We start from the raw sequence: 15,888 nt of genomic DNA, 5'->3' as shown, positions 1-15,888 counted from the left end.
TCGATGATCCAGATCTTCGGCACCCTGAAGCGCCTGCTCCCGTTCCTTCCGCCGTCGGCGCGGAAGTTCCTCGGCGTTTTCGCGATCGTGAGCTCGGTACTGGCTCTCGTGGACGTGGTGGCGCTCATGCTGCTCGCGCTGACGCTGGCCGCGAGTGTGACCAAGCGGGACATCGTCCTTCCCATCATCGGAACGATCGACGCTGACCAGGTGCTGTGGTTGATTCTGGTGCTGGCGGTGATCGTGATCGCGAAGTCGGCCGCGAACGTCTGGCTGCAGTGGATCGCGACTCGACGCTTCGCGTCTTATGAGCTTGCAGTGGGTCAGGAGCTTTTCACCGCCTACATCCGATCGTCCTGGACCGACCGCATCTCACGCAACAGTGCGCAGATCGTCCAGATGTCAGACACCGGGATAGCGAACGTCATCGCCGGGTTCCTGCTGCCGGTGACCACTCTGCCCGGGCTGCTCGTTACGTCGGTGGGTGTCGTGACCGTGATCGTCGTCGCACAACCGATCACTGCCCTGGTGACCATCCTGTATCTGGGCGGAATCGCAGTCTTGCAGTATCTCGTCCTCAGCGGAAAGACACGGCAGGCTGCACGGGTGGCGCGCAACTCCTCGCTGCGGGTTGCGACCCTGATCTCCGGGATGGTGGCGTCGCTCAAAGAGATCACGCTCCGCGGCAAGGCCGACGAGGTGACGGAGGTGGTGCGCAAGAATAGGCGCCTGACGGCACAGGCACGTGCCAATTCCGGTTTCCTTTCAGCAGTGCCGCGCTTCATTTTCGATGCGGCCATCATCGGCGGGTTCGTCATCGTCGGCGGTGCGGCCTTCCTCGTCGGGGGGATGGATGCGGCGATCTCCGCAGTCGCGCTCTTCGGCATCGCCGGGTTCCGTCTCGTTCCCTCACTGACCGGTTTTCAGTCGGTGATCACACGCACGATCACCTCGGGCCCTTACGTGGACGCCGTGATTGCCGACGTGGAGGCCTCAAAGAAATTCCTCGCAGACCAGGAGGTACTCGGGAAAGAGCCGCTTCCCGGAACTCCCGAGGTGCTGGAACTCACCGACGTGGAGTTCACGTTCCCTGCAAGTGACGTCCCGGCGGTTCGTGACGTGCATCTGCGGATCCCCATGGGAACGTCCGTGGGCATCGCCGGCGCATCCGGAGCCGGCAAATCGACACTGGTTGACCTTCTGCTCGGTCTTCTCACTCCGACTACAGGATCGATCCGTATCGATGACAAGCCACTCGAGGACGTTCTCGAGGCATGGCGCACCCATGTGGGATACGTTCCCCAGGAGGTGACACTGTTCGACGGCTCGATCGCTCAGAACATCGCTCTCACCTGGGGCGACGATTACGACCTGGCACGGGTGGAGGACGCGGCCCGGCGCGCGCAGCTCTGGAATGTGATCGAGCAACGCGCGGATGGACTGCAGACTCAGGTCGGCGAGCGCGGTCTCACCCTGTCCGGTGGACAACGGCAGCGACTCGGCATCGCGCGCGCGCTCTACAGCAACCCCCTGATCCTGGTGCTCGACGAGGCGACGAGTGCGCTGGACACGAAGACCGAGGCAGATGTCGCCGATGCGATTCGCGACCTTCGAGGGGATGTGACGGTGATCGCGGTGGCGCATCGACTCAGCACCATCAGGGAGTCGGATCAGATCCTGTTCATGCAGGACGGCACGGTGGCTGCCAACGGAACCTTCGACGAGGTGGTCGCAGCGAATCCGGCGTTCGCTGCTCAAGCCAAGCTGGCCGGGCTCGCATGAAGGGCGTGAGGTGAGCACCCGCTCTCGCGTCGTCGGTGCGGTGCGCGCGGCGACGGGCATCGTCCCCGATGCTGTTCTCGCGCGTCTCATGCCGCGAGGGCTGCGCTGGGACCAGACGCAGATGCGCGTCGCTCACGCTCCGTCGACACCAGTGCGCCTGCTCATCGCTCCGACGAACTCCGCCGGACAGGCGTATAGGTGGGCGCGCGCAGTGGAGTCGTCGCTGTCGACCGTGGGTGCGGTGAACCTCATGACCACGAATGCGCGCACCGCTCGATTCTCGTTCCCCGCTGACGTGGAGGTCCCGGACTCGGGTTATCTGTTCGCTCACGGATGGCAGAAGCGGCAGCGAGAGGCGATCGTCGGCGAATTCACCCACGTGCTGATCGAGTCCGGTCGTTACGTGCACGGTCCGGTGCCCTGGAAGTCTCCGACGTCAGCAGCACTGGACCTCGCGGCCCGCGGGGTGGGCATCGGACTTCTGTGGCACGGCAGCGACATCCGCGTTCCGAGCGAGCACGCGGCCTGGGAGGCGGACTCGCCCTTCGGGCCGCGTGGGCACTACCCGACTGAGGCCACCGCTGTTCTCGAGGCGAATGCCATCGATCGCGGTCGGATGATCACAGACACAGATCTTCCAGTCTTCGTGTCGACGCCGGGTCTGCTCTCGGTGCCGCGCGCGCGGTGGCTGCCGGTCGTCGTCGATCCCTCGTACTGGAGAGCGCCGGAACCGCCGCTCTCGGCGGGTGTTCCGGTCGTGGCGTATGTTCCGAGCAACTCGCCGATGAAGGGTGACAGCTCCATCGACATCCAGCTCGAGTCCCTCGAATCCGAGGGACTCATCCGGTACCGTCGTCTCGAGGGAGTGCCTGCGTCGGAGATGCCCGACGTGTACCGATCTGCCGATATCGTCCTCGACCAGTTCCGGCTCGGGGACTACGGTGTGGCGGCATGCGAAGCCATGGCGGCCGGGCGCGTCGTGATCGGTCATGTCCATGACGAGGTGCGTGCGCGTGTCGTCGACCTCACAGGACGGGATCTGCCGATCGTGGAGGCGCGTTACGACGGTGTCGGCGAGAAGGTCCGTGAGATCCTCGACGACCCGGAGCCGTGGATCGCCCTGGCCAAGACGGGAATTTCCTTCGTCGACGAGATCCATGATGGCCGACTCTCGGCCACACAGCTGTCGGACTTCCTCGGCATCGCAGTCGACACGTCGTCCTCACTCCAGGAAGGACGCGATGACTGATCGCCGCCCCCGAATCCTCTGCATCTCCTTCTCCGACATCACGGCGGACTCCCGAGTGCTCAGGCAGCTCGACGTCCTGGCCGAGTTCGGAGACGTGACCACTCTTGCGTACGGGGCTCAGCCCTCCCAGGCTCAGGATCACCTGGAGATCGATCGCGGACTTCCGTCGCTCCCTCAGACGCCGTTCGGCGTGCTCAACCTGGCTCTCCGACGCTACCGCGCAGCAGAAGTGCAAGCGCCGGCGGTGCGAGAAGCACTGCGCCTCCTCGGGGACCGTGAGTTCGACGTCGTGGTGGCGAACGAGGCCCGCGCCCTCCCGCTCGCATTCTGCGTGGGCGGCGCACCGAAGATCTGGTGCGATCTTCACGAGTGGGCACCGGAAGAGCGGACGCATGTGCTTTCGTGGCGACTGCTCGTCTCTCCATTCATGCGGTGGGTCTGTGCCCAGTACCTCCCGAGAGTGGATGCCTCGACGACCATCAACGACTCCATCGCGGCGATGTACGCGGACGGTTTCGGCATGCGGCCCGACATCGTCCGCAACGCCATCGCCTACCGTCCGGACCTGGGCCCAGCTCCACGGAGCGAGACCACGGTACGACTCGTGCACAGCGGTGGCGCGGTCCCGGGACGGAACATCGAGGCGATCATCGACGCCGTCGATCTGCTCGGCGACGGCTACTCCCTGGACCTCTACCTAATCCCGTCCAGACAGGGCGACGCGTACTGGCGCGATCTCCAGAGCCGGATCGCGGCGAGCCCGCGCACCACGTTGCATGCGCCTGTCGCGCCTCATGAACTGCCGCAGACCCTGAACCCCCATGATCTGGGCGTGTTCATCCTGCCACCGCTCACGCCGAATCATCGGTATATGTTGCCGAACAAGTTCTTCGACTTCGTCCAAGCGCGCCTGGGCATGGTCTTCGGACCGTCAGTGGAGACTGATCGCCTGATCGAGCGCGAGAAGCTCGGCGTCGTCACGTCGGGATACACGGGCGAAGACGTCGCTGATGCCATCAGGCGTCTGAGCACCGCCGACATCGAGGCGTTCAAACGAGCGGCGGACGCGTCGGCTGAGCGGCTGTCGTCATCGCGGGACGTCGATGTCGAGCGACGAATCCTCGAAGGACTACTGGCGCCCGCCAGCTGAGGAACGGGCACTACTTCGCGGCGTCATCGATGGCCTTGTTGCGCTCGGTGGGAGGTCAGCAACGCCCGAGCGGGTGCAAGGCCGAAAACCCCTCGGGCACCGGGGCGTCCCCAGCGGCGCAGGGCGGTCCATGCGGCAAGGACGGCATCCCGTTCGAGGGCGACGATCAGGTCTGCGTCACGAACTGCCGAGCGGAACGCAGGATTCCTACGCGAGGCTGTTGCGAAACGGAACCCTCCGTCGTACGGGGTGAGGCGCTTCACGGTGCGCCCGAGAACCGAGCGCTCCATGAGCGAGGCGATCCGGTTCTGTGGTGCGAGAGCTCGTGGGCCGAGGAGGACGGCGGCGAACGCCGGGCCGCCATCGTTAGCGATCGCCGAGACACCGGTGGCTTCATCGCCCGACGCGTCGACCTTGAGGGAGTCGATCGAGGCGGCGAACGATCCGGTCGGCGAGAGGAGAAGGATCTTCATGTCGCGCTCCCGGCTGATTGCTGCGTCAGTCGCTCTGTCCACGATCTGATACGCGGTTCGAGTTGCGCGGTACGCGAGTAGCGCTCAGCCATGCGACGCGCGTCGGTGCGGTCGTCAGCGCGCTGGGCGAGGGCGTCCTCAGCAGTCGCGATGAACGCATCGGCGATCGCCTCGGTCGTCATCGAGGCTGCGCCATGCCAGCCGGGGTAGGGCGCGAGCGTTCGTGACGTCTCGTTCGCCGGGTCGTGCACCGACACGATGGGAAGACCCGTGGATGCGTACTCGTACACTTTGCCCCCCGTGATGAAGCGTCCAGCGCCGAATGTGAGAACCAAGGCATCGAAGGTGGCGTACGTCGCGGCGATCTCTCCTCGACCGACCGGCCCGAGGTAGCGGATGTCGTTCGCAGAGAATTGGTCCATGGCGCGGACCATGTTCTTGCCGGGGACACCGAAGTGATCCAGGTATCCGTACAGGTCCATGCGCGCGTTTCGGATGAGGGAGCTTTGTTCGCGAGCGAGCGCCCATCCTGCGACGAGTTCCTCCATCGGCACGGCGCCGGAGATAGTACCGATGTAACCGAACACGAGTCCGTCGCCGGCAGCCCGTTCTCGGGGCGGGAACGACAGCGGCTGATCGTAGCCGTTCTCTACAACGAGGAATCGGTCCGCGAACTCGGGGTACTGCTCGGCATACCAGTCCCGGATCGGACGGTTCACGAACCAGACCTCCTTGGCGTCGTCGATGAGACGTCGCTCCCAGCGGCCGGCCCGGCTGCCGGCATCCACCACCCGTCGTCCGGAGTAGATGTCCACCGCCCACGCGTCGCGATGGTCCATGACTGCGGGTACACCGAACTCCGTGCTGAGCACATGTCCTGGGATGAAGTCGACGTTCGGGTTGGCGGTCCCGATCGTCAGATCGACAGGGTGGTCCCGATGAATCCGCCTCGCCGCTTCTTCGAGGACAGGGCGCCAACTGCCGTAGTTGCGCTCGGGGAACAACTTTCTGCCGCGACGAGCGTGAATCGTGTTCCAGATCTCCGGTGCGTGGGCGCGAAGCCACGACCAGTCGCGGAGGTCGTTCGCGAACGCTCCTGAGGTGAACGGGACCCGCACGATCTCGATCGACGGATCCACCTGTGCCTCGAGTGTGAGATCGACGCCGGTCGACATCTCGAAGATCTCGCGCGGCACCGTGAGGACGGTGACACTCCAACCCGCCTGGGCGAAGGCGTTCGCAGTTGCCCACGCACGATATACGCCGCTCCCGCGTGAGGGCGGGTAACCCCAGGCCACGTAGAGGAGGTGCGGTTTTTCGGTGGTCACTTCTGCTCCGGCTGTTCGATAGCGGTTCGGGGCGCTGCTGCACGGGCTGCGATTCTCCGAGCTACGACCCCGTTCTGCCACGCACGGAGCCAGCGCTCTGCCGGCCGCTCGATGAGAGCATGCAGACCCCATGCGAAGAGGACGGATGCGGCGAGGAGTACGACGATCCAGGCGATGCCGACGACGCCATGCTGGGGGCCGATCGCGCCGAGGACGATGTAGATGAGTGTGGCGTGGATCAGGTAGAACGCGTACGACCATTCGCCGAGCAGCACGAGCGGTCGGAAACGGCTTACGCGCGTCCGCCCCGCGAGGTCGGCGGAAGCAAAGGCGCAGATCAGGAGAGCGAAAAGGGCCGTCATGATCTCGCTGACGTACGACGACGCGAGGACGAGGACGGCGCTCAACTGAGGCAGACGCTCGAGAGCCTGAAGGCCGAGGAGGAATCCGGCGAGCAGAACGACCGGTACCCAGACGGGAACCCGCGGTCGCCAACCCGACCGGATCGACCACGCGAGGCACATTCCGATCACGAACTCGTTGAGCCGCAGGACCGGCCAGGGGAGTCCAGCCAGCCATCCTGAGGGATCGAGCACCATGAGAGTTCTCGCAAGGACACTGAGGGCAAGAATGCCGACCGCTGTCCACAGTGCTGCGCGACTGTTCAGCAGGCGAAGAACGCGGGTGATGAACGGATGCATCGCATAGAAGAACATCTCAGCGGTGAGGGTCCAGGCGGCTGGGTTCCCTGCGAAGAGCACCGCTGGATCCCGCGACCACCCCTGCAGAAGCAGCGCGCACAGCACCAGGACTGCAATGTCCAAGGGTTTTACCCAGGTCTGATCCGGGTCGGGTGAGACGCTGTAGAAGACGGGGATCGCGATCAGCAGCGTGACGATGTGCAGGGGGTAGATCCGAGCGAATCGTCGCCAGTAGAAGGTGCCGACTCCCACAGTGGGCCGCCACGACCATGTCAGGACGAACCCCGAGAGGATGAAGAAGAACGCCACCCCGAAGTTGCCGTAACGCGCGATCTCGCCGATGGGACCCGGCAGCGGTACCACGTTGCGGACATGGAAGAAGAACACCGCCAGCGCGGCCCACCACCGAAGGCTGGTCAGGGAGTCCAGTCGGGGCGTCCGCGTCTCGGAGACGATTGCGCTGACCATAGGCTCCCATTGTAGGTGCGTCGGTGCGCTCACACGCCCCGTAGACTCTCCCAACGTGAAGATCGTCAGCGTTGTGGGTGCGCGGCCGCAGTTCGTCAAGCTCGCTCCCATTCATAAGGCCGCACTCGCCGCCGGTGTCGAGCACGTCATCGTGCACACGGGACAGCACTACGACCCCATGCTCTCCGACGTCTTCTTCGACGACCTCGGCATCGGCGCACCCGACGTCCATCTCGGGGTCGGCAGCGGCTCTCATGGAGTGCAGACCGGTGCGATGCTCGCGGCGCTGGATGCGGTGTTCGACGAGCACCGTCCGGACTGGGTGCTCGTGTACGGCGACACCAATTCGACGGTCGCCGCGGCACTGAGCGCGGTCAAGATGCACATCCCGGTCGCGCATCTCGAGGCGGGGTTGCGCAGCTTCAACAGGCGGATGCCGGAGGAGCACAATCGCGTGATGACGGACCACGCCGCCGACCTCCTGCTCGCGCCCACGCAGGTCGCGGTGGATCACCTGGCGGACGAGGGGCTCGCGTCTCGGAGCGTCCTCGTGGGCGACGTCATGACGGACGTCCTCCTCGAGGTCCGCGACGAGCTCGCCGGCGCCCCCTCCATCCTTCTCGACGAGCTCGGGCTCTCGGCGGGCGGGTACTACCTGGCGACGATCCACCGCGCCGAGAACACCGACGATCCCAGTCGACTCGCCGAGGTCGCCGCCGGGCTCGCGGCCCTCGACAAGCCCGTCGTGCTGCTCGCGCACCCCCGCGTCGTGGCCAAGGCCGCCGCGCACGGGATCGAGCTCACGCAGGGCTCGCTCGTCGCGCATGCGCCTCTCGCCTACGCGGATCTCATCGCGGCCGCGCTGTCGTCGGCCGGCGTCGTCACGGACTCGGGCGGCCTGCAGAAGGAGGCCTTCCTCCTGCGCGTGCCCTGCACCACGGTGCGCACCGAGACCGAGTGGGTCGAGACCGTCGAACTCGGGTGGAACGTGCTCGCCAACACGGCCGCGGAGATCGCCGCAGCTGCCACGCGACCGCGTCCGACGGACACGGAAGCCGCACCGTACGGCGACGGGCACGCGGCTCAGCGGGTCGTCGAGGTCCTGGCGGGCGGCGCCGCCTGAGCCGGGTCCTCCTCGGCATCGACTCAGCCGATGCCCCGTAGACTGGACCCCATGCGTATCGCCGTCGTGGCCCTCGGAAAGATCGGGCTCCCTCTCGCCGTCCAGTTCGCCTCCTCCGGTCACGATGTGATCGGTGTCGACGTCAACCAGAAGGCGGTCGATTCCATCAATGCCGCTCAGGAGCCCTTCCCCGGGGAGGCGCACCTGCAGGAGCGGCTCGAGGAGTTGATCCCGGCCGGTCGCCTGCGCGCGACCACCGACTACGCCGAGGCGATCCCCGGCGCGGATGCCGTCGTGCTCGTCGCCCCCGTCTTCGTGAACGACGAGACGTGGGAGCCGGATTTCAAGTACATGGACTCCGCGACGAAGTCGCTCGCCGAGCACCTGACCCCCGGCACCCTCGTCTCGTACGAGACCACGCTCCCGGTGGGAACGACCCGCAACCGCTGGAAGCCGATGCTCGAAGAGGGGTCCGGCCTCACGGAAGGCAAGGACTTCTTCCTCGCCTACTCGCCCGAGCGCGTCCTGACCGGTCGTGTGTTCGCTGACCTCCGCAAGTACCCGAAGCTGATCGGCGCTCTCTCCGACGAAGGAAACCGTCGTGCCCGCGAGTTCTATGAGGCGGTCCTGCAGTTCGACGAGCGTCCGGATCTCGCCAAGCCCAACGGCGTGTGGGACCTCGGCAGCACCGAGGCCTCCGAGATGGCGAAGCTGGCGGAGACGACCTACCGCGACGTGAACATCGGCCTCGCGAACCAGTTCGGCCTGTTCGCCGCCTCCCACGGCATCGACGTCTACAAGGTGATCGACGCCTGCAACTCGCAGCCGTACAGCCACATCCACCGCCCCGGCATCGCCGTCGGCGGACACTGCATCCCCGTGTACCCGCGTCTGTACCTGTCGACCGATCCCGACGCCGACATCGTCCGCGTCGCCCGTCAGCTCAACGCCTCGATGCCCGAGCGGCTCGTCGCCCAGGCCGAGGGCATCCTCGGCGACCTGAGCGGTCAGAAGGCCGTCGTCCTCGGTGCGGCCTACCGCGGCGGGGTCAAGGAGACCGCGTTCTCGGGTGTTTTCCCGACGGTCAAGGCGCTCAAGGATCGCGGAGCGGACGTCGTCGTGCACGACCCGCTGTACACCGACGAGGAGCTCCAGGGTCTCGGCTTCGAGCCCTACGAGATCGGCGGAGCCGTGGACATCGCCATCCTGCAGACGGATCATGCCGACTACAAGGAGCTCACGCCCGCGCAGCTGCCCGGCATCAAGCTCCTCGTCGACGGTCGCGCCGCCACGGACGCAGCACTGTGGGCGGGTACGCCGCGCATCGTCGTCGGAACGGCGGCCTGATGGATCTCCTCGTCGTCGGCTCCGGCTTCTTCGGCCTCACCATCGCAGAACGGGCCGCGAACGCCGGCCGCAAGGTCACGGTCATCGACCGTCGTCACCACATCGGCGGCAATGCGTACAGCGAAGCCGAGCCCGAGACGGGGATCGAGGTGCACCGCTACGGCGCGCACCTCTTCCATACCTCGAACCCGACGGTCTGGGAGTACGTCAACCGCTTCACGACCTTCACGAACTACGTGCACCGCGTGTACACCACCCACAAGGGCACGGTCTTCCCGATGCCGGTCAACCTGGGCACGATCAACCAGTTCTTCCAGTCGGCGTACACGCCCGACCAGGCACGGGCGCTCGTGCGCGAGCAGGCCGGCGAGTTCGACGTCAAGTCCGCCGCGAACTTCGAGGAGAAGGGCATCGCCCTCGTGGGACGTCCGCTGTTCGAGGCGTTCTTCCGCGACTACACCGCGAAGCAGTGGCAGACGGATCCGCAGAAGCTCTCCGGCGACATCATCAGCCGCCTCCCGGTGCGCTACACCTACGACAACCGGTACTTCAACGACACGTGGGAGGGGCTGCCCACCGACGGCTACACCGCGTGGCTCGAGCGGATGGCCGACCACCCGAACATCGACGTGAAGCTGAACGTCGACTACTTCGACGAGTCGCAGCCGCTGAGCAAGAAAGCCACCGTGGGGCAGCTGCCCGTCGTCTACACGGGGCCGGTCGACCGCTACTTCGACTACACCGAGGGCGCACTGAGCTGGCGCACGCTCGACTTCGAGCAGGAAGTGCTGAACATCGGCGACTTCCAGGGCACGAGCGTCATGAACTACCCGGACATGGACGTGCCCTACACCCGCATCCACGAGTTCAAGCACTTCCACCCGGAGCGCAAGGACGTGTACGAGTCGGACAAGACGGTCATCATGCGGGAGTTCTCCCGCTTCGCCAATCGCGAGGACGAGCCGTACTACCCCGTCAACACCCCGACCGACCGCGAGGGCCTGCTGGCCTACCGCGAGCTCGCGAAGGGCGAGAAGGACGTGCACTTCGGCGGCCGTCTCGGCACGTACCAGTACCTCGACATGCACATGGCGATCGGCTCGGCGCTGTCGCTGTGGAACAACTCGCTCTCGTAGACTCGACACCGTGAGTCACGCTGCTGTCGGGGCGCCCGGGACGCCCCGGCGCTATCTGCATTCCCTGTGGCTGCTGTCTGCCCGCGACCTGAAGGTCCGGTACTCGACGAGCCTCCTGGGGTATCTGTGGTCGGTCCTGGATCCGCTCGTCATGAGCGCGATCTACTGGTTCGTCTTCACCCAGATCTTCCGTCGGGATGTCGGCGAGGAGCCGTACATCGTGTTCCTCATCAGCGCGCTGCTGCCGTGGGTGTGGTTCAACGCGTCCGTGTCCGACTTCACGCGAGCCTTCAAGAAGGACGCGAGACTGGTCAGGTCCACCGCGATCCCTCGATCGATCTGGGTCAACCGCATCGTGCTGAGCAAGGGCATGGAGTACCTGTTCTCCCTGCCGGTCCTCGCAGCGTTCGTGATCATCAACCTGATCGTGGAACAGGATCCCACCCACACCGTGCAGGTCGGGTGGGGGATCCTGTGGATGCCCGTGGCGATGTTCCTCCAGACCGTGCTCCTGGTCGGGCTCGGGCTGCTCGTCGCACCGCTGTGCGTGCTCTACGTCGACCTCGAGCGCACGACCGCGCTGATCCTGCGGGCGATGTTCTACGCCACCCCGATCATCTACAACGTCACCGACCTGCCCGGGATGTTCCAGACTCTGGGCGCGTTCAATCCGCTCGCCGGGATCTTCATGCTCTATCGGATGCCGTTCTTCCCCGATCAGTGGAATCTGTTCACGCTCCTGGTGAGCGTGGGCATGACGCTGGTGATCCTCGCGCTCGGCATCTGGACCTTCCGTTCCCTCGAGCGCCCCGTGCTGAAGGAGCTGTGATGTCGGTCGCGATCGAGGTGAAGGGGCTGGGCGTGCGCTTCCGGCGCAACCGCCGAGGGCAGCGCAGCTTCAAGGACCTGTTCGCCGGCGCATCCCGTCGCTCTCGCCCTGGAGAGTTCTGGGCGCTCCGCGACGTGTCCTTCACCGTGCAGCAGGGCGAGTCGATCGGTGTCGTCGGCCGCAACGGTCAGGGCAAGTCCACGCTGCTGCGCCTGGTCGCCAAGGTGCTGCTCGCCGACGAGGGGACCGTGTCGGTGAACGGCGGTGTCGCCCCGCTGATCGAGATCACCGGCGGATTCGTCGGAGACCTCACAGTGCGCGAGAACGTGCGGCTGACCGCGGGTCTGCACGGCATGTCGCGCGACGAGGTCTCGCGCCGCTACGACGACATCATCGCGTTCGCCGAGCTCGCAGGCTTCGAGGACACCCCGTACAAGCACCTCTCGAACGGCATGAAGGTGCGTCTGGCGTTCTCCGTGGTCTCGCAGCTCGACGAGCCGATCCTGCTCGTCGACGAGGTGCTCGCCGTCGGCGACAAGGCTTTCCGGGAGAAGTGCTACAAGCGGATCGACGAGCTGCTCGCTGAAGGACGCACGCTGTTCTTCGTCAGCCACAACGAGCGCGACCTGCGTCGTTTCTGCACACGCGGCCTCTACCTCGACAAGGGTGCGCTCGTGCTGGACGCGTCGATCACCGATGTGCTCGACCGCTACAACGCGGACTACAACTCCTGACGCGTGCGCCGGGCGGCGCACGCGACCCTTCAGGTCATCGGCCGACGAGGTCGTCGAGGTTCTGCAGAGCTGTACGGGCTCCGTCGAGCGCGGCAGCGGGACTCGATCCTGCGCTCAGCGCCGAACGCAGGTCGGTGAGCTGCTGCGAGTAGCTCGACAGGCCGTCGTCCCACTGCGTGCGGATCGACGACGGCGCGGGAGTGTCGGCGAGACTCTGCAGATCGAACTGCAGCTGATCGACGATCGACATCGCGTCCTGTCCGCTGGAACTCTCGACGAGGTCGAGTCCCGTGGACGCGTCCTGCAGTCGGGGAGCGACCTGCGTACGGAAAGCCTCGACGCTCGGATCGACGACGGGCGGAGCTTCCGTCTGCACGGGGGGCTCCGTGGGCTCCGCCGTCTCGGTGGGCGTCGGCGACGCGCTCGGAGTGGCGGACGCCGAGGGCGACGCGACCGGCTCAGGGGCCGCTCCGCGCGGCAGGAAGAGGAACAGCAGCACGCCGACGATCGCCAGCGCGGCGACCACGATGCCGACGATCAGCCAGATGCGTCCGCGGTTGCTCGGTTTCGGGGGCAGCGGAGCCCAGCGGAGTTCGGGCTGCTGTTCGTCGGTCATCGGTTCATGCCTCCAGGGGAGCCATGGGCTGCCAGGTGCGGTCGCGGCCGAGGCGGCCGCCCTCCCTGAGCCCGCGGAAGAGATTGCTGGTGCCGCGGACGGTGCGCTCGACGAACAGGAGTCGGATGAGCTCCTTCGCGAACGTCATCGCCGTCCCGAGCCCGAACAGCACCGGGTTGTAGTTGTCATGCACGCGGTAGTACTGCTTGATGTACGCGCGGTTGCGCATGATGTAGAAGCGGTACGCGTTGCTCGAGGCGTTCATGTGCCGGATGCCCATGTCCCACTGCTTGATCTCGCGGGTGCGACGCAGCACGAACTCGTCGACGATCACCGCGGTGGTCTTGCGGGAGGCGAGCCAGCCGTACATCTGGTCATCCCAGTAGATGAAGAAGCGCGGATCGGGAAGGCCGATCTGTTTCACGATCGAGCGATGGATGAACATGCCCTCGAAGCATCCGCTGTTCATCTCCTTGTAGCCGGAGGAATCGAAACCCGACGGCGCGAAGGGGATCGGGATCCCCATCCGCTCTGCGATCCGGTACTGCCAATAGAACTCGCTGCCGTCGTAGTCGTAGCGGCGGCCCTGGATGCTCTTGAAACGCGGTGCCCACTTGCCCATCTTCGCCAGGCCGTCCGGCACCACTTCGACATCGTCGTCCATCATCCAGATCCACTCGGACCCCAGCTCGTAGGCCGTGCGCATACCCTCGCTGAAGCCGCCGGAGCCGCCGGTGTTGGTCTCCAGGCGCCGATAGACGAGCTCGGTGCCCAGCCGGGGGCGGAAGGACTCCACGACCTCGGTCGTGTCGTCGGATGAGGCATTGTCGATCACGACCACATGGCCCGGCTGCGGGCTCATCGCCGTGATGCTCTCGAGCAGCCCGGTCAGCAGGTGCGAGCGGTTGAAGGTGACGATGACGATGGTCGCCGACGCCGGGTCGAACTCGGCGGATGCCGCGGTCATGCCTTCTCCTCGAAGATCTCAGCCCACGACTCAGGGGACACGAGCTCGGGCAGCGCCTCGCGGTATTCGCGCTGCAGCTCGGGCCACCTCCGCCGCAGCTGGGCGTGCAGGCGGACGGTGTCGCGCAGCATTCTGCGGTACTTCGCCCTGTCGCGGGTGTAGATGTTCTTGCCGGAGCCGTCCGCGGCGCTGACGAGCGCGCTGTCGAAGAGGGGGACGCGCCACCAGTGCGCGTCATCCTTGCCGAACTCGACCTCCGGCTGCTCGACGTTCGCGGGGTCCGGTCGGTGCACCCAGTGCGAGAGGAGCGTGGACAGTGTGAACCACCGCAGACGAAGCCCCTTGGGGTTGTCGAAATCGTTCTTCGGGAGCCTCTTGTACACCTGACGTCCGTGCCGGGAATGCAGCACCCTGGCGGGGTCACGGTGTACGACCGTCTCGGGGAACTCGGCCGCCAGGGCGCGTGCGGCCGGCATCGCCGTCGCGAGGTTGCCTCGCATGTGATCGGGACCCGAGAGCACGTCCTCCAACGCGCGGGCCCGCAGAGCCACGGGGTAGTACTGCATCATCATCAGGTGCTTCAGGTCGACTCGACGGCTGTGCGTCAGGAGGCGGCCACCTCGAGGCGCGTTCGAGTGCAGCAGACCTGCGACGATGCGGTTGCGGGCGTGGAAGTACGCCTGCCAGTCGATCGTGTCGTCCTTGTTGACCCAGGACACGTGCCAGAGCGCGACTCCGGGCATCGAGACCGTGGGGAAGCCCGCCTCGCCGGCTCGGAGGCAGAACTCGGCATCGTCCCACTTGATGAACGCGGGCAGGGACAGGCCCACCTTGCGCACGGCGTCGAGGGGGATCAGGCACATCCACCACCCGTTGTAATCGGAGTCCATCCGCATGTGCAGCAGTGGAGACTGACGAAGGTTCGCGACGCCGAAGTCGTGGGGCATCTTCTCCTGGTACAGGTTGCGCCACATGAACGGATGCTCGTCGACGACCTCGGCCCAGCCGTGCAGCTTCGGGCGATCGAGGAGGTCGAACATGTGGCCGCCCACGAGGACGGGAGTGGTCGCGTACTGTCCGAAGACGATCGAGCGGCGCAGCGACTCCGGTTCCAGGCGGACGTCGTCGTCGAGCAGCTGCACGAAGTCGCTTTCCGGCCGCTGCAGCGACTCGTGCATGGCACGGGCGAAGCCGCCGGAGCCGCCGAGATTCGGCTGACGGATGACCTGCAGCGTCTCACCGAGATGCTCGGCGACCTCGTCGTAGCCGTCCTGGTCGGCGACGAGCTGCGTGCCCTGGTCGACGAGGAAGATCCGGTCGACGAACTCGAGCGCGTCCGGCGAGGAGGCGAGAGCCCGCAGGGTCTCGACGCAGTAGTCGGGCTTGTTGTAGGTGGTGATGCCGAGTGAGGCCTTGCCCGCGCGGGCGGGCTCCTGCTCGGTGGTCCACTCCGCACCCTCGAGCACGGCGTGCTTCTCATCCGCGACGACGTCGAACCAGATCCATCCGCCGTCGCTGTACTGGGTGAGGTCGAGATCGAACGAGGTCGAGGCGTCTCCGCTCACCTCGCGCGTGGCCACGCGCTGGCGGATGCCGGCGCCGTTCGAGCGGTACACCAGGATCGTCGCCGGGCCACTGGTCCGCACCGTCAGCCGGATCTCGCGGACGCTGGTCCAGTGCTGCCAGTACGCGGCCGGGAAGGCGTTGAAGTACGTGCCGAGCGAGACGCGTCGGCCTGCGACGATCCGCGCCCGGTGGCGGCCCAGGATGTTGCCGAGGTGTGCACGATTGGAGACGCGCACGGGCTCTTCTTCGATGACGGACCAGGTCTCGGGGTCTGCGTACAGCGGCAGGAGGTCGGGGTCGCGATCAAGAGGGAAGACGACGTTCTGCAGGATGTGGACCAAGGGTTCATTCTCCGATTTGTTCGCGCAACACGCGCCAGATCACCGGCCGCGGCGCTCGACGAGCAGTGAGTAGCTTAC

14 protein-coding genes are annotated in these 15,888 nt (G+C 66.0%); 8 read left to right on the top strand and 6 right to left on the bottom strand.

Going from position 1 to position 15,888, the window contains the following annotated elements; all coding sequences use genetic code 11:
• Positions 1 to 3 precede the first annotated feature (3 nt).
• The 3 genes from ACESK8_RS04095 to ACESK8_RS04085 are packed head-to-tail and all read left to right on the top strand — an operon-like array spanning position 4 to position 4,181.
• Positions 4 to 1,782: an ABC transporter ATP-binding protein gene (locus ACESK8_RS04095; protein WP_372967389.1), complete on the top strand. Its 1,779-nt coding sequence runs from the start codon at positions 4 to 6 to the stop codon at positions 1,780 to 1,782.
• 10 nt (positions 1,783 to 1,792) lie between these two features.
• Positions 1,793 to 3,031, top strand: coding sequence for a glycosyltransferase (locus ACESK8_RS04090; RefSeq protein ID WP_372967388.1), 1,239 nt, complete (start codon positions 1,793 to 1,795; stop codon positions 3,029 to 3,031).
• A complete protein-coding gene (locus tag ACESK8_RS04085) occupies positions 3,024 to 4,181 on the top strand; it encodes a hypothetical protein (RefSeq protein WP_372967387.1) in 1,158 nt (385 codons plus the stop codon). Before ACESK8_RS04090 ends, ACESK8_RS04085 begins: the two co-directional genes overlap by 8 nt.
• 23 nt (positions 4,182 to 4,204) lie before the next feature.
• On the opposite strand, the gene ACESK8_RS04080 is transcribed toward ACESK8_RS04085, so the two are convergent.
• The 3 genes from ACESK8_RS04080 to ACESK8_RS04070 are packed head-to-tail and all read right to left on the bottom strand — an operon-like array spanning position 4,205 to position 7,151.
• The gene (locus tag ACESK8_RS04080) at positions 4,205 to 4,654 is read right to left on the bottom strand and encodes a hypothetical protein (protein WP_372967386.1); all 450 of its coding nucleotides are present in this window, start codon (positions 4,652 to 4,654) and stop codon (positions 4,205 to 4,207) included.
• Positions 4,651 to 5,982: a glycosyl transferase gene (locus tag ACESK8_RS04075; RefSeq protein WP_372967385.1), complete on the bottom strand. Its 1,332-nt coding sequence runs from the start codon at positions 5,980 to 5,982 to the stop codon at positions 4,651 to 4,653. The genes ACESK8_RS04080 and ACESK8_RS04075 overlap by 4 nt, the downstream gene beginning before the upstream one ends.
• On the bottom strand, positions 5,979 to 7,151 hold the full coding sequence (locus ACESK8_RS04070; RefSeq protein ID WP_372967384.1) for an acyltransferase family protein: 1,173 nt from the start codon (positions 7,149 to 7,151) through the stop codon (positions 5,979 to 5,981). Before ACESK8_RS04070 ends, ACESK8_RS04075 begins: the two co-directional genes overlap by 4 nt.
• A 55-nt stretch (positions 7,152 to 7,206) precedes the next feature.
• Between ACESK8_RS04070 and wecB the strand changes: the two genes are divergently transcribed.
• Genes wecB through ACESK8_RS04045 form a run of 5 tightly spaced genes read left to right on the top strand, consistent with a single transcriptional unit; the run spans position 7,207 to position 12,320 of the window.
• On the top strand, positions 7,207 to 8,274 hold the full coding sequence (gene wecB, locus ACESK8_RS04065) for a non-hydrolyzing UDP-N-acetylglucosamine 2-epimerase (RefSeq protein ID WP_372967383.1): 1,068 nt from the start codon (positions 7,207 to 7,209) through the stop codon (positions 8,272 to 8,274).
• A 51-nt stretch (positions 8,275 to 8,325) separates the two neighbouring features.
• Positions 8,326 to 9,621, top strand: a complete 1,296-nt coding sequence (locus ACESK8_RS04060) for a nucleotide sugar dehydrogenase (protein ID WP_372967382.1) — start codon at positions 8,326 to 8,328, stop codon at positions 9,619 to 9,621.
• Complete coding sequence (gene glf, locus ACESK8_RS04055) at positions 9,621 to 10,757, top strand: UDP-galactopyranose mutase (protein WP_372967381.1); 1,137 nt, start codon at positions 9,621 to 9,623, stop codon at positions 10,755 to 10,757. The genes ACESK8_RS04060 and glf overlap by 1 nt, the downstream gene beginning before the upstream one ends.
• Before the next feature lie 10 nt (positions 10,758 to 10,767).
• Positions 10,768 to 11,586: an ABC transporter permease gene (locus tag ACESK8_RS04050; protein WP_372967380.1), complete on the top strand. Its 819-nt coding sequence runs from the start codon at positions 10,768 to 10,770 to the stop codon at positions 11,584 to 11,586.
• The gene (locus ACESK8_RS04045; RefSeq protein WP_060927280.1) at positions 11,586 to 12,320 is read left to right on the top strand and encodes an ABC transporter ATP-binding protein; all 735 of its coding nucleotides are present in this window, start codon (positions 11,586 to 11,588) and stop codon (positions 12,318 to 12,320) included. The genes ACESK8_RS04050 and ACESK8_RS04045 overlap by 1 nt, the downstream gene beginning before the upstream one ends.
• A 34-nt stretch (positions 12,321 to 12,354) precedes the next feature.
• On the opposite strand, the gene ACESK8_RS04040 is transcribed toward ACESK8_RS04045, so the two are convergent.
• From ACESK8_RS04040 to ACESK8_RS04030, 3 genes are read right to left on the bottom strand one after another with little or no spacing between them, the layout of a single operon-like run.
• The gene (locus ACESK8_RS04040; protein WP_372967379.1) at positions 12,355 to 12,936 is read right to left on the bottom strand and encodes a hypothetical protein; all 582 of its coding nucleotides are present in this window, start codon (positions 12,934 to 12,936) and stop codon (positions 12,355 to 12,357) included.
• 4 nt (positions 12,937 to 12,940) lie between these two features.
• Positions 12,941 to 13,903 (bottom strand): glycosyltransferase family 2 protein, encoded by a 963-nt coding sequence (locus ACESK8_RS04035; RefSeq protein ID WP_372967378.1) that lies wholly within the window; start codon positions 13,901 to 13,903, stop codon positions 12,941 to 12,943.
• Positions 13,900 to 15,810 (bottom strand): glycosyltransferase, encoded by a 1,911-nt coding sequence (locus tag ACESK8_RS04030; protein ID WP_372967377.1) that lies wholly within the window; start codon positions 15,808 to 15,810, stop codon positions 13,900 to 13,902. Before ACESK8_RS04030 ends, ACESK8_RS04035 begins: the two co-directional genes overlap by 4 nt.
• Positions 15,811 to 15,888: the final 78 nt, after the last annotated feature.

Origin of the sequence: Microbacterium sp. (assembly GCF_041641055.1) — a bacterium.
Classification (GTDB): Bacteria; Actinomycetota; Actinomycetes; order Actinomycetales; family Microbacteriaceae; genus Microbacterium.
Note: the sequence above shows the minus strand (reverse complement) of the source record. Positions and strands in the feature narration are given on the sequence as shown.